The 14110-nt window shown below is 37.5% G+C and carries 18 protein-coding genes; 6 read left to right on the forward strand and 12 right to left on the reverse strand.

What is annotated here, in order from left to right; translation table 11 throughout:
• Window positions 1-50: 50 nt before the first annotated feature.
• The 6 genes from NST38_RS31710 to NST38_RS31165 all read right to left on the reverse strand — a co-directional run bounded on the left by NST38_RS31710 (window position 51) and on the right by NST38_RS31165 (window position 3416).
• Complete coding sequence (locus NST38_RS31710) at window positions 51-248, reverse strand: helix-turn-helix domain-containing protein (RefSeq protein ID WP_445933731.1); 198 nt, start codon at window positions 246-248, stop codon at window positions 51-53.
• Between the two features lie 4 nt (window positions 249-252).
• Window positions 253-405 carry a YvrJ family protein gene (locus NST38_RS31145; RefSeq protein WP_341344397.1) on the reverse strand — a complete coding sequence of 51 codons (153 nt, stop codon included), beginning with the start codon at window positions 403-405 and terminating at the stop codon, window positions 253-255.
• Between the two features lie 7 nt (window positions 406-412).
• On the reverse strand, window positions 413-808 hold the full coding sequence (locus tag NST38_RS31150) for a sigma-70 family RNA polymerase sigma factor (RefSeq protein ID WP_341344398.1): 396 nt from the start codon (window positions 806-808) through the stop codon (window positions 413-415).
• A 588-nt stretch (window positions 809-1396) separates the two neighbouring features.
• Complete coding sequence (locus NST38_RS31155) at window positions 1397-1564, reverse strand: hypothetical protein (RefSeq protein WP_341344399.1); 168 nt, start codon at window positions 1562-1564, stop codon at window positions 1397-1399.
• A 1-nt stretch (window position 1565) separates the two neighbouring features.
• On the reverse strand, window positions 1566-2474 hold the full coding sequence (locus NST38_RS31160; protein WP_341344400.1) for a TIR domain-containing protein: 909 nt from the start codon (window positions 2472-2474) through the stop codon (window positions 1566-1568).
• A 411-nt stretch (window positions 2475-2885) separates the two neighbouring features.
• Complete coding sequence (locus NST38_RS31165; protein WP_341344401.1) at window positions 2886-3416, reverse strand: hypothetical protein; 531 nt, start codon at window positions 3414-3416, stop codon at window positions 2886-2888.
• 288 nt (window positions 3417-3704) lie between these two features.
• Between NST38_RS31165 and NST38_RS31170 the strand changes: the two genes are divergently transcribed.
• On the forward strand, window positions 3705-4001 hold the full coding sequence (locus NST38_RS31170) for a hypothetical protein (RefSeq protein ID WP_341344402.1): 297 nt from the start codon (window positions 3705-3707) through the stop codon (window positions 3999-4001).
• A 67-nt stretch (window positions 4002-4068) separates the two neighbouring features.
• On the opposite strand, the gene NST38_RS31175 is transcribed toward NST38_RS31170, so the two are convergent.
• Window positions 4069-4326, reverse strand: coding sequence for a hypothetical protein (locus NST38_RS31175; RefSeq protein WP_341344403.1), 258 nt, complete (start codon window positions 4324-4326; stop codon window positions 4069-4071).
• 821 nt (window positions 4327-5147) lie between these two features.
• On the opposite strand from NST38_RS31175, the gene NST38_RS31180 reads away from it, so the two are divergent.
• Window positions 5148-5738, forward strand: coding sequence for a hypothetical protein (locus NST38_RS31180; protein ID WP_341344404.1), 591 nt, complete (start codon window positions 5148-5150; stop codon window positions 5736-5738).
• Between the two features lie 79 nt (window positions 5739-5817).
• Here the strand turns inward: NST38_RS31180 and NST38_RS31185 are convergent, their stop codons facing one another.
• The 4 genes from NST38_RS31185 to NST38_RS31195 form a co-directional block, all read right to left on the reverse strand.
• A complete protein-coding gene (locus NST38_RS31185; RefSeq protein ID WP_341344405.1) occupies window positions 5818-6393 on the reverse strand; it encodes a lysozyme in 576 nt (191 codons plus the stop codon).
• 156 nt (window positions 6394-6549) lie between these two features.
• The gene (locus NST38_RS31715; RefSeq protein WP_445933732.1) at window positions 6550-6747 is read right to left on the reverse strand and encodes a helix-turn-helix domain-containing protein; all 198 of its coding nucleotides are present in this window, start codon (window positions 6745-6747) and stop codon (window positions 6550-6552) included.
• Window positions 6748-6751: 4 nt separating this feature from the next.
• Window positions 6752-6907 carry a YvrJ family protein gene (locus tag NST38_RS31190; protein WP_341344406.1) on the reverse strand — a complete coding sequence of 52 codons (156 nt, stop codon included), beginning with the start codon at window positions 6905-6907 and terminating at the stop codon, window positions 6752-6754.
• Window positions 6904-7305 (reverse strand): sigma-70 family RNA polymerase sigma factor, encoded by a 402-nt coding sequence (locus NST38_RS31195; RefSeq protein ID WP_341344407.1) that lies wholly within the window; start codon window positions 7303-7305, stop codon window positions 6904-6906. Before NST38_RS31195 ends, NST38_RS31190 begins: the two co-directional genes overlap by 4 nt.
• 1048 nt (window positions 7306-8353) lie before the next feature.
• Between NST38_RS31195 and NST38_RS31200 the strand changes: the two genes are divergently transcribed.
• From NST38_RS31200 to NST38_RS31215, 4 genes are all read left to right on the forward strand, one after another.
• Window positions 8354-9145 carry a hypothetical protein gene (locus NST38_RS31200; protein WP_341344408.1) on the forward strand — a complete coding sequence of 264 codons (792 nt, stop codon included), beginning with the start codon at window positions 8354-8356 and terminating at the stop codon, window positions 9143-9145.
• 1143 nt (window positions 9146-10288) lie between these two features.
• Complete coding sequence (locus NST38_RS31205; protein ID WP_341344409.1) at window positions 10289-10960, forward strand: SOS response-associated peptidase; 672 nt, start codon at window positions 10289-10291, stop codon at window positions 10958-10960.
• Window positions 10961-11340: 380 nt separating this feature from the next.
• Window positions 11341-11463, forward strand: coding sequence for a hypothetical protein (locus NST38_RS31210; protein WP_341344410.1), 123 nt, complete (start codon window positions 11341-11343; stop codon window positions 11461-11463).
• A gap of 910 nt (window positions 11464-12373) precedes the next feature.
• Window positions 12374-12604 carry a hypothetical protein gene (locus tag NST38_RS31215; protein WP_341344411.1) on the forward strand — a complete coding sequence of 77 codons (231 nt, stop codon included), beginning with the start codon at window positions 12374-12376 and terminating at the stop codon, window positions 12602-12604.
• A gap of 426 nt (window positions 12605-13030) precedes the next feature.
• Here NST38_RS31215 and NST38_RS31220 read toward each other — a convergent pair whose 3' ends face one another.
• Entirely contained in the window at window positions 13031-13903 is an 873-nt protein-coding gene (locus tag NST38_RS31220; RefSeq protein ID WP_341344412.1) for a DNA-binding protein, read from the reverse strand.
• Between the last annotated feature and the right edge of the window lie 207 nt (window positions 13904-14110).

Genomic DNA, 14110 nt, shown 5'->3' on the forward strand with positions numbered 1-14110 from the left:
CATTATATAAAGAGAGATGAGTCTCTTTTTCTACAACCACCCTCCAAATTTTATTTTAATGCCCTAATATCAAAAGTTTGTATCACCTCAATCATTTTGACATAGAGTTCCTGTTTTAGATCATCTCGATAATCAGCGGGTACTTGTCGTAAGGAGGCTTTGATCTTTGGCACGAAAGATTCTAGAATATGTAATGTTGCCTCCTGATCGTGGTGTTGCTGTGCTTGTACTAAAAGTTCGGTAAACATAAAATCACCGCTTTACATTTTTTTGTATTTCATTCTTCAAGCCATTAATCGCTTCGCTTAGATCAGATATCTTTTTCTCAAAACGAATAAGTAGATACAAAGTAATTGCTATCGGGAAACCTAAATTAGCAATAAAAGTAGCAATATCACCCTCCATCACACATTCACCCTCCTTCAGATATCAAACTGCGTAATTTAGCTAGAGCTTTTAAGCGGTGTTTCGAGACATTTTGTTGGGACACTCCCAATATTGTGGCTATTTCCTTGTCATTTAGATTTTGTATATAAGCAAGAGATAAAATATGTTGTTGTTGCGCTGACAGGGAGTCATAAGCTTGATAAAGTGAGTGATCCGTGATGTGATCTTTTAAATTTGCTGGCACAGATTCTGAATCATAAACAGTAAGTAAGGCTGATTCTAAATTTTCATCGTTGTCTAGAGTCAGCGAGAATCGGCTGTCCTTCAATCGTCTCTTTTTGTCATAATTGATAGAGTTATAGTGAATAAGATTGGCCATATATCTGATAAAACGACGATTTACATCATCATCCTTATCCAATATAAGCCCCCCTTTCTTAATGAAGAGATTGCTCCTAATTAATATAGAGAAATATAATCATTTTTTTACAACCATTTTCCAAAATAAAGAACATGTGTTCCTATATTTTATCATTTAAAGTGCTGATCTAAAAGGAATATATAGGGAAAAAATTAGGTTTAAGATGATCATTCTTCGCTATTCTGCTCCATCAAGTAGTAGCTACACCAACATAAATACGCCGTATGGACTTTTTTTCGCAGGAACTGCGAGGATCGCTTGGCCGATAAACCTAACCGCTGCTCGAATGGTTGCCATCCGAGTCAAGTAAAGGTCCTTCTCATAAGCTCCGACTTCTAACGGTAGTTAAGTCGGGGTAGTTCACCGTCCACGAGAGTGAAGGCTAAACCTCAAAGAAGTCACGGGTATGGCTGCTTGCTAATCCGATATCTTTTTGGTAAACGTCTGAACATAGCATTGAGATCAAAAAAAAGACAAACCCGTGAATGGGTTCGTCTTTGATATCAAGAGGCTCATGAACATTGTACTTTTATCACGTATATAAAAAGCCAGCATATAAGCGCTGGCTTTCCATTAGAGACCGTTTATTTATTTATCTCTGAGGAAGGACGGCATACCATAGTTTGCCTTTCGTTGGTAAACAACAGTTACCTCGCGATCCGGACCACCATCCGCCGAAGGAGCCATGAGTTTAACTTTCGAGAGCTCATCAACAGGCTTTTGCTGTTTAATAAACTCTTTATTCGTTTTACTCATTTCAATCCCCTCCAAAGAGATAATTTAATGTACTAATCAGTTCTTGATTTTCTTCATCCAACGTAGCAAACTCTTCAATTGAAACCTCTTTCTGACCTCGAATATGAAGAGTAATCACAAATTCTGTTCCCAAAGGATAACATAATATATATTCGTGTGTAAATGAGGCTCTGCCATAATGATGAAATTTCACAGTACTATCTAAGAAACAATCAACAACCATAATTCGTTCTTCACCGGCAGATTTTAATTCATTTTCACTGAATGTGAAGAACCGCTCCTTACCAACATTTCCGGCAACATATCTAATTCCATCAGAACCTTCAGCTTTCCATACAGCACCACCTCTAATTCTAAATCCGGGGAGTGCTTTTAAATTGTAGGAGTTGCGCATGGCGTCGTATAACTTATCATATCGATCTTCCAACATGGTTCGATCAATGAATTCGGTGAAGAATTCCAAAAGCATATTCTTCGATTCAATCTCCCGTTGTTTCTCCTTAAGCTCATGAACTGGGTCAATGAATAAGCCCTGTGTCGAAATAGCAGTTTTTATCGTGTGACACGCCACATTAACTGCAGCATTATAATTAGAATCATCTCTAATTTCATATCTAAGAACCGTCAGTCCGGAAAGATCCGATTGGATATGGAAATCTTCCACCATGAATTCTCTAACTTCATGAGCCACGCTACCTGGGATTATGTAAAATACCCGTGCTCTTCTAAGTTTGCCCCAAAATAGCCCCATTTCAAAAATGGTATTATCCCTTGGTTGCAAGTATGTTTTTCCGCGCATCATGACTAAATCGTCAGGTGAAAATACAAACACAGCAAAATCGTTTGAATCTACTTGACGTTCTAGATCTTCCATTGGATAATGGTTCGCTTGAAAGGCTCCAGCAGACAAGGAGTAACTTCCGCAATGTAACTCAACTGTGAGTGAATCTCATTAACATAATGGATCGCTTCTCGGGATGATCCAATAAAAACTCGTGGTTTCCTCAAATGAATTCTCCTTATCTATAGAAGATAATATCAATCAAATGTTTTGCCGGTTATCCAGGATTACCAGGATAACTTGTTTGATTTTCATTGAATATAGGACGTAAAGGCGGTGATGCCTTTGGGAATGATGCCGATAAACGTTGTTTATACATGCTAAGTGATCTAAAAAAAGACGAACCCTCGTATAGGTTCGTCTTTGAATGTTTATATCTGTTTTAACTTCGAAGGTAGATGGCTTCTTTCCATGCCACAAGATGATTGATTATAATGCCAGAGATGAGAGCTAACATTAGATTGGAGTTAAATGCCTTAGTTAGGTGATCGAGACATTTATCAGATAAGCAATGGAGCTTAACATGCAAATGAGCCCAATCGATATGCTGATTCTACTTATTCTACTGATAAAGATTCTTTCTTGGACTTCGCCAAGATCATAAGTTAATCGATTACGTCTACAGTAATCAGCTGCAAAGTTATCAGCATCAATCTCTTTACAGTTAAAGAGATAGGTTGCCTGATAGATTTTACGACTAACAAATGCACGAAAACGACTTTGTTTCGCGGGCACACTATAGTTAAAGCGTGTATGTTCATACTTATGCTGCCACGCATGACGAAGCTCGTGAGCTGCAATTGAAATAGAATTTTTGTTTTTAAGCGCGACCGTGTTCTCATTATTTTTCCAGAGATATGCGCCATGATCTAATGAACCGTATTTTTTTGCAGCTTGCTTAGCTTCTTCGCCATATATTACAGGTGGTGAAACGGCTAAGTCGTACGCTACGTTTTCGAGATGGGCCTCAAAGAATAAAGTATCTGATACCATATGAATTCCTCTTTTCATTTCATATTATTTAATAATGTCCTTTATGTAGCAGTAGAACCTTGTGAGCTGCAGCTATATATATCCTTAGACTAAAATCCATACAAACATTGATGTTTACTACAGGATCAATTGTTTTACTGGTTATTCAGATTCATCTGAATAACTTTTTTGGTTTTGTTTGATGTGAGAGAGGAAGGGCTGCTCAATTGAATGGAGGGATTTCAGATTTGAGAACGTAATTTTATAGAAGGAGCATGAGTTATAAAGAAAATATTAATAATATCCATAACGCTAATGCTAATGCTAATGTTAATGCTAGCATTAGCGTTATGGAATAATGAAAGAATGTCAGGTGTAAATACATATAGTGAGCCAAAATCTGAAACAGAAGAGTCTAACAGTCCGGCTAGACTTCCAAATATTTTTTCGCAAGGACGTGTGAATTTGGATAGTGAAACTGATAAATTTATTTACGGAACTTGGAACGTTAAGAAGCACCTCGGGTTTGCAGATTCTTATAATGATGCTTTTGAATATCCAACAGGGCAAAAAATTATCGGGGAGGACCTTGTAATCGAAAATCCTTATATTCTTAAATTTTAGTATCACGACTCATTAATTTCACTCTCTTGTTTAATAGTTAGCTTATTTAGGTATAAAAAAGAGCCCGCTATGCACGAGCTCCCTGTTTGCGCGTATTTTCAACATGTTCAATATGCGCTTTAATGTCTTTTCTTGCTTGTATAATAGCTGGACCATTTGCAGTCATCATAGCTTGTCTAGCAGACCGAATATCTTTGGATAACATCTCATCCGTATATCCGGCAGGGCGAGGGGTAGTGAGTAAACCATCAGCAACTATGTTTTTTGTCCCGATATTAACGGCAACACCATGACGGTTTTTATAAGCTCTTATGGGTTTAGGCATAATCATCAGCTCCTTAGTAATAGTCTAACCGAATCATGTTGCTAATAACAGCCTCATTCAAGGCATAGACGCTACCGGAAGTGAGCGCCATACTTGTGCATATAGTAGCTCTTGAGGTTTCCCTTTGGATGCAGGTACACAAAGCCATCTTGTAATGCTTGATCCCCCATAGGGTAGCAAAGCTTATCAGAATAGGGGCCAAGTTCACAGTTGCTATATAGAGCCATAGAGCACATGTATTTTGGTGGAGATAACGTTGTAGAAATTAACGAGAGATTCAAAGACAAGATAATGGAACAATATAGAGTATTAGATGATGAGTATTGGATCGAATGTATTATAGATTAAGTTGCGAAAAAGGTAGGCTCTAATTAATCTAGTATATGGTGTAAATATACCACCAGCGGTAACAAATACTGTACGAACCTTTATATATAGCAGTATGAACCTTGTGATCTGCAGCTATTTATTTCCTCAGGCTAAAATCTAAGTGAACATTGATGGTTACAACCAGAATCATTTGTTTTACTGGTTATTCAGATTCATCTGAATAACTTTTTTTGGTTTTGTTTGATGTGAGAGAGGAAGAGTGGCTCAATTGAATGGAGGGATTGTGGTAATATCAGCGTCGTTTTCACTAAGTCAGTCTTATGGCTTTGTTGAGAATAATTTTCTATTAATTTAGATAACATAAAGGTAACATTATTCATGAAAAATGTTAATTTTATGTCATTCATCGCTTCAACTGCTCTGATATAATTTTCTCATATGGAAAATTATATCAGATTTTATAATATAACTTTAAAGTGGGAGTGTGAAGTATGAAAAAAACATTATTAGCTTGTATTATGATAATGTTGATGCTAGCATCGGCTTGTGGAAATGTTGAAACGACAACATCTAGTGAGTCAAAACCTGAAACAGAAGAGTCTAACAGTACAGCTAGCACCTCCGAGTATTGTTCGCAAGGACATGTAAATTTGGATAGTGAAACTGAGAAATTTATTTACGGAACTTGGAAAGTTAAGACGCACCTTGGGTTTGCGAATTCTTATAATGATGCTTCTGAATACCCAACAGGGCAAAAATTTATCGGGGATGACCTTATTATCGAAAAAGACTTTTTCTCATCTAAAGGACTTAAAAACTATAAAGATTATCAATATGAGCTGAAGAATCCTTTATATGAAATTACATCAGCATGCGATAACTATGACGCATTTTATAGATTATATAAAATAGAAATTCCGGATCTGAATGCTAATGATGTCGTAAAAGCCATCGATATAAGTGATCCATCAACAAAGATCAGTATATCTGTTAGCGTAAGTTTCTTTGTTGTAAATAACGATAGGCTGATCTTATTATCAGAGGGGACTATTTTTGAGCTTGAAAAACGGATGACTAGATAAGTTTGCATGTGGTAATAAAAAGAAAGAAAGGTCAGCCATAAAGGCTGACCTTTCTTGTTAGTGTCGTGAAACGATGGAACTATAGTGTATATACTGGATATTTATGAGTATAACCCGAGCCTTTACAGAAAAGTTCAGCTTCTTCATTTCTGCGTCTTTGCAAAGTTCGTTCATATGAAAATGCTTTACTTACTAGTTTAGAACAATTGTCAAGTTCCGTAGTTGAACGTGGTCCCTGCAAAGATGCGTAGATTAGCTTGTATGCAAGCAGAGCTTTTACATCATTGGTATTAAGTACCCCAGAACCTCCATTAAAAGTGAGCGAAACAAGTGCATCAAACTGATTTTGTGAAAGAGACATACCTGTAGGAAGGGTTACTTTATTTACGGCCGCTACAGCACTTGCAGTATCATTTGTGAAAAATGTATTTGCCTGAGACTGTGTAATGGGAGAAGTATAACTGAGTCCCAAAGATTTTGATAGAGCGTCTGCTTGTGCTTGGGTTAAAGTTGTATTTGGTGTATATGTTTTAGACCTTGTTATCAGATGTCCATATCCGACTGTTGGAAAACCTTTAGTATCGACATAGAATTTTAAGTTAAGTCCTTCATGCCCTTTCATAAAAGTTACTCCATTAGCGCTTAGATTTGCCATTATAAATCACTCCTAAAGTTATTTTTATTAGTTATGAGAGCAATGAGGAGGAATCATCGCCAGAACAACCATTCCTAAGTGTTCTGCAATGCCGTATTGCCTTCACATATATATAGAGAGAAATGAGTCTCTTTTTTTACAACCACGCTCCAAATTTTATTTCAATTCACTCATATCAAAAGTCTGTATGACCTCAATCATTTTGACATAGAGTTCCTGTTTTAAATCATCTCGATAATCAGAGGGTACTTGTCGTAAGGAGGCTTTGATCTTTGGTATGAAAGATTCTAGGATATGTAATGTGGCCTCCTGATCCTGGTATTGCTGTGCTTGTACTAGAAGTTGGGCAAACATTAAATCACCGCTTTACGTTTTTTTGTATTTCATTCTTCAAGCCATTAATGGCTTCACTTAGATCAGATATCTTTTTTTCAAATCGAATAAGTAGATACAAAGTAATTGCAATCGGAAAGCCTAAATTAGCAATTAACGTAGCAATATCACCTTCCATCATAATTCAGCCCCTTCCGTTATTAAGCTGCGCAATTTAGCTAGAGCTTTTAAGCGGTGTTTCGAGACATTTTGTTGGGATACTCCCAGTATTTTCGCTATTTCCTTATCATTTAGTGTTTGTATGTAAGCGAGAGATAAAATTTGTTGTTGTTGAGATGGCAGGGAGTTATAAGCTTGATAAAGTGAGTGATCCGTAATGTGATCCTTTAAATTGGGTGGCACAGTTTCTGAATCGTAAACAGTAAGTAAGGCAGATTCTTGTTTCTCATCGTTGTCTAGAGTCAGCGAAAATCGGCTGTCTTTCAATCGTCTCTTTTTGTCATAATTGATAGAGTTATAGTGAATAAGATTGGCCATATACTTGATAAAACGACGATTTACCTCATCATCCTTATTCAATATAAGCCCCCCTTCCTAATAAAGAGATTGCTCCTACTTAATATAGAGAAATGAAATTGCATTTTTACAACCAATTTCCAAAATAAAGAACAAACGTTCCTATATTTTATCAATTTAAGAGCTGAGACAGAAGGAATAAATAGGAAATTTAGAGTATAATATAGATTTATGATGAACACTCTTAGTTATTGCTCTCCCATTAAGCAGTAACCCTGAATAAAGACAGCGCCACGAAAAAAAGAACCGGCATGCGATGCGCCAGTTCTTGAAATCGAGGATACGAAGAGAGTAAACATTCTCTCGAAACAAAAGTCCTATTGTGACCAGCAGCCTAAAGACGCGCATAATTTATCTTTCACGAAGTGTTTTGTGCGACTCACAGGCTCTCCAAATTGATTGAAAACAAACCCAAATCATTGTACACACAATTTTTTTAGAATATAATTAACTTAAGGATTTCATTAGAACTTATTCAAACGGAGATAGAAGTGGTTGTTGTGTTCATGATGTACGCAATGAAGAAATAGTATTAGAAAATCCTGGGATTGAGTTTAAGACAAATTATAGATCCAGAGGGTGTAGCAAAGCTATTACCCGAGCTAGAGAAAAGCTGAAAGTATACTTGAGGTCGGGCATAGAGTTCTCAGTGCGATAAAGCCGAAAGACATAAATCGAGATATCGCATTTCTAAAAGCGGCATTAAACGAATTTACAACCACATAAAGTGTCCTTAGGCTGGATTTTTGATTAAGTCTAGCGCGAGTCAGACAGAAAAGGCTTTTTTGTAGAGTGATGCACTAGCTACTTGTTGGGCGTGAGAAAACAAACTGCTCGTATTCGAAATTGTGTATTGATTTACTTAATATTTGTTTTTATGGTAATATGTAAGAAATCAGAAGCACTGGTGAGCCTATTGGAAAGAATCCTATAGGCTTTTTTATTTTCACGATCTAGAACCATACAACTTATGTGTAGCAAATTGGGAGACACAACTCACCAGATTAAATAAGAAACTATCTCTCATCTTTATAGAAAGGGTTGGTATACAGTGAGCCAAGAAAATATATTATCTGTGTCTATTCCGCCCTTGATTCCATCTGAACTAATGGATGAATATAGAGATTTTATTAATCCTGTATTAAGAGATGTACTTCAGGCTACTTGTTTACGTCGATATTTAGATGGCGCCATAGATTTACTTCTGAAAGATAGACTTATTAGTTTGTCTAACATTTCAGAGAATGAATGGAAAAAGAAAGACCTTGATAAAAAGATCGTTCTGGTTAAGAATCATATAGATAAAGAAGTAGCTACTAAATATTTTAAAATTAAAAAAACAGGTAATAAAGGTGCTCATCCCGGTAATACATTTACGGCTAATGAAATTAGAACTGCTGTTAATTATGCAGTAAATATCTTTGAAGATTTGCTTGTGGTCTATTTTAAAAAGAATAAAATAGGAACTGAACTACCATTATTAACTCTACTTAGTTCGCTTCCTCCAATAAAGCGTGTCTACATCTTAGAAAAGGTTAGGCAGCATGATAAAAATAACTTGTGGATTATTGATAAGTTGTCGATGGCTTACCTGAAAAGCGGGAACTACGAAAAAAGTTTGAATTTTTTAGAGTCGGTGAAGGATGATATTGGTGCAGCTTACTACGAAGATTTTATATTGAAAATAGAGGATTTGAAGAAGAGTTTACATCATTTTGATATATCAAAAAATATTGATGACGTAGCAAGAATATTCAATATATTAATAGATGATGAGTATTTCATAAAATATCCAGAATTCACAAATATGTTTTGTGTATTGGTGTCAGGCTACAATTATTAGTATATGCTTATTTTATATTTAGTCGAAAGAAGCTCAAACGCTAATCACGCCTGGGCTTCTTTTTGATGACGCTTCCAGGCGCATCGGCATATGTAAAATCTGGAACACTCATACTTTGGTTGGCGAACAACTCTTCACATCTTTTTGTGAGCGCCCTTGCTTGTTTTTGACCATAATAAAGCCTGAGGCACGCCAAACTCGCCCGATCTCCAGTAGGGGGCTAACCTTGTTGTTTCCTTCTAGTTCAAAGAGGTCATAAGGAACTCGGCAGTTACGCCTATAACAGGAGTACCATATTTGATTACATAAAACTCCATATCCATCGGAACGCCTGGACTCTCTCCATGCTTATACGCATCGTTACTAATGATGCTAGGGAAACGGTCAATATCACCGCAGACGGCATCGGCAACAATGTCATAGAAGGCATTGCCCTCGTCCTGATCAGTGACGCCGTTCCTAGCGTGGAGTAGTTTACTCGCATGAATAATCCTTTCACCTTGAGTTGCTGGATATAGTGTATAGCGCGGTGAAAATCCGATTTGAGCATATGCTTGAACACGTTCAGTTCCCGTACATAGCTATCAAAGGCTGGGCTAGCAGCTTGGATAAGATGATATTGAATTCTGAGTGATTGAGATATTCAACAGAGTTTCTTAATCACAGTAAAACATTACGTATGAATTATTCAGTAACCGTAACTTACCGCCTCAATCCCTTATGGCAAAACGCTATAATTGGGTTGAGGTGTTTTTATGTTCATAAGTCCTATGTTACTTGAAATATCACCGGGTCCCTTCTCGTATTCGGATTACATTTTTGAACCAAAAGTACCGGTTAATATATTTGAAATAGTCCGGAGTTGTTCGGTTTATATAAGCCACAATAATGACTGCGCTCCTCGGTACCCAGAGTTACAATTGTCGAGTATCTTAGACGGTAAAGTAGCATGTGCCGATCCAACAATGGGGTGAATGTTTCGAAGCAGTCATGAGCGGCTTCACACTAAGCAGGATAGTAAGATACAACAACTCACTTGGACGCTTCCTGCCACGTTTGCCAATTCAGACTTACTGCGTATACCTGTGTTTGATCAGTTTATCGTGTGATTATATATTAAAGACAATACAGGAGGTGCTTTGTATGTGTGGTAGATTTACGATCACTGACCCCTTAGATGCAATAATGGACAGGTACTATGCATCTATTACCGATGGATTTGAGTACAAACCTAATTACAATGCAGCACCCATGCAGTTCATTCCCACAATTATCAGTAGCAAGGATGGTAATCGATTGGGTGCGCTCAGATGGGGCCTCGTTCCTTCATGGGCCAAGGATGATAAGATCGGGAATAAGATGATAAATGCACGAGCTGAGACGCTTGCAGAGAAGCCTGCCTTTAAACGGTTAATCAGCTCCAAGCGCTGCATCATCCCCACGAACGGATTTTATGAATGGCGTAAGGAAGGATCTACCAAGAAGCCGATGCGTATATTGATGAAAGACGACAGCATCTTTTCATTGGCTGGCTTATATGATACCTGGACAGATCCAGACGGTAATAAACTGAGTACTTGCACCATTATTACTACCCAACCCAATGAACTGATGGTAGAGATTCATAATCGTATGCCGGTCATCTTGCGTCCTGAGGATGAGGCTGAGTGGCTCGGAAGAAACAATAATGATGTGCAGTATCTAAGCGATTTGCTTAAGCCTTATCGAGCTTCTGAGATGAGAGCATATGAGGTGCCGAAGGAAGTCGGTAATGTGAGGAATAACAATGAGGATCTAATAAAAGAGGTAGGCTGAACGTAAAAGAGCTGTGAGGTTATTCCTACTGCTCTATGTTTATATTAAATTATTAGGCGTTTTTTTATGATAATGTACCTTACAAGTGATGTTGTAGTAATATAATACACCAGTAAAACCCTCAACCAATGACTTGCTGATTAGGAATTTTGTCCAACTGCACCCATGCTTCTTATATCTTCGCCCGTATCTTATCTGCACTAACTGTATTACTAAAACCCGTAAAAGTTTCACCGCATAGTTAAGTGCAATGTCCATCTTATCTGATCAGCGAGCTCCAATGCAACCTCACTTTGGCGTAAGCTTCCTGCGCCACACTCCGTAATGCGTTCTGAATGGACTCAGCAGAGTCTTTCAGAACGCATTACGGAGTGTGTGAATTGAAATCGAAAGCAATGGTATGGGAGATAGGCGTGATTCTTGGTTGGAGCAAATGGATGCCAATCGGTATGTTCAAATCAAACTGGGAAGTGAGTTCGAGTTTACTGATGAAAAGCATGTGAATTGGAGTACTATGAATAAAAAGAGAGAGAAAATGAATCAACAGAATAGCCGAGGCGGGTATCCAATGAATTGGGTTTTGAAGAGAAGATAGCTAACAGTTTGAAAGGTAAATATGAAGGTGCGAACCCCAAGCTCACATGATTTCCCTGGGGGATTCGCACCTCAAATGTTGTCGAAAACGTCGTATTTGTGACCTTTTGGTAATACTCTTGTTCGATGAAGGATGTTTTTTAATACGAATGTAGATATGAAGTGTTATAATTCTTGGTGATACGTGATAAATTTTGAATTTTATGACTTTATTACGTGTGTTTTCGCTGTCGCACTCCGTATGGAGTGTGTGGATTGAAATTCGATGTAAACGCGTGGCAAACGCTCTATACGGAGTCGCACTCCGTATGGAGTGTGTGGATTGAAATATCAAACATTTCCTGAACAAATTGAGAACAGTCAGTCGCACTCCGTATGGAGTGTGTGGATTGAAATTCCTGAACCTCAGCCAGATAGATTTTGTTGTACGTCGCACTCCGTATAGAGTGTGTGGATTGAAATAGCATATCCGGCCAGTTGATGATGAACGCTGTGATCGTCGTACTCTATATGAGTGCGTGGATTGAAATAAAACTGGTTATACGGATCTAGCCAAATCCTTATTGTCGCACTTTATATGAGTGCGTGGATTGAAATCAGAAATTGATGTTCGAGATTACGCAGCGTTCGTGGCCGCACTCTATATGAGTGTGTGGATTGAAATACCGATGATCCATTACTTGAACTATTAAGCTCTACGTCGCACTCCGCATGGAGTGAGGGCTGTGTCTTTTTAGGGAATTAATAAGCAAAGTTGCGATTTTTCAGGTTGAGTAAGTAGAAACAGATACACCTCACTAATCGTGGGAGGAACAAGTAATGACTAAGAATGAGCCCAATGATTCAAAGGAAGAAAAGCAACACAGAGACGTGCTTAAGCGAATCTATATGAATTACGATTATTCAAATCGTAGAATGGTGGAGGAAATGGAACTCTCCATGGAGCATAGGGGACTTACAGACGGATATGGAGAGGGGATGTGTATGAGCTTCTTCCGCAGTATTATTTCTCTGAAATATCAAATGGCCCAAGGAGTTATCGCCAATTAGCTGCGCACGTCCGGCGCATTGTCGCTGTCGCACTCCATACGGAGTGTGTGTATTGAAATCATTTAGCGCCCTATACCCTCGGGCGCTTTTTTATTTTTAGTCACACTTTGTATGGAGTGATGAGCCATCCTTTTTAGAGAATTAAAAAGTGGATTCAGCTTGCTCCCTGTTCGCACGTTCTCTTTTTTTAAAATTTCCACTTATAAGTTATATAATCCCGATCAGAAAATGAAAATAGCGCTCACTGATAATCCAGGAGCACCTAACGAAATCTACGAGTCATAAAGAGTATTCAGCTATACATTAAAATCCAATTACAAAAGGCCACCCGCATATTGCAAGTGGCCTTTACTCTACCCGTTAACACCGTGATTAAATGGAGAAATTGTTGGATTGGAAGATGGAGAGGAAACCGGAATCGTAAAACTAAGAAATGTCATCAGCATAAATGTAGTTACTAATGCTTTTTTCATCATATACCCCCTGCAATATAGTTTGGTACTTCACGATCTGATCCGTGGTAGCAATTTTTCGTAAATTTTCAAATATACCTATAATTGCAATAATTTCCTTGTCTAAGTCCATTGTAGCCCCTACTTGTAGACAATCAAGGATATAATTTATAGCAACATCGTACCGCCGCTGACCCAAATTGTATATTGCAAGTTGATTAAGCAATTTTACGTAGTATACACGATTCCCTAGGTCTTCAAGCTCTGAAAAAGCTTCTAACTTTTCAGTAATAGAGTTAAAGTAATATTCATCTACATTCCACTTATTCAAGTTCGCAGCTTCGAAAATTGTAATAAATCCCGGCAGTGCTTCCTCTTCATTCTCATGTATAAAATCAATATATTCATTTAATATCTCCTTCTTGCCCGACAACAAATCAACGGCGTATCTGTTAGCCTTCGCGAATCCTTTAAAACGTTCTATTACCTCTAAGTCCTCATCTGTTGCATTGTAGTACCATCCCAAGTCTGCATATTTGGCTATGTATTCTCTAGCGAGATCAAAATGACCATGCTTTTGGAAAACGATAGACTTTGCTAAATACCCATAGCCAAAATAATATATCAAAGGACGCTTTATCATTTGATTTAATGGAATAACAAGTTCATCCCATTTTTTCTTATTTTCATACATACGTTCTGCCAAGGATAAAATGTGGTTAGCAATACGATCCGCTTCGTCCCAATCGCTCTGTCTATAGCTTAGTCGGAATAACTCAAAACCTTTATCTAAAACATGTACATGATCCGAAAGCAGATAAACTCCATTGTCTATAGCATTCTCCACTGCTAACGCCTCCATAAACTAGATTTAATTCACTATAAAGGAGTCTCTTAATTGTTACCACGCAGTAATATCCTCCGTTTAATTACAAATATACTTAAAATTCAAATTCAATTAGTATTGAGAAGTTTAATCATGAAACTATATAACGACAGAATACAGAAGATTGTTTCTTTTGAATATATTTACAGTATAACTGATGATACTTAC

It is taken from the genome of Paenibacillus sp. FSL H8-0104 (assembly GCF_038050215.1).
Taxonomy (GTDB): domain Bacteria; phylum Bacillota; class Bacilli; order Paenibacillales; family Paenibacillaceae; genus Paenibacillus; species Paenibacillus amylolyticus.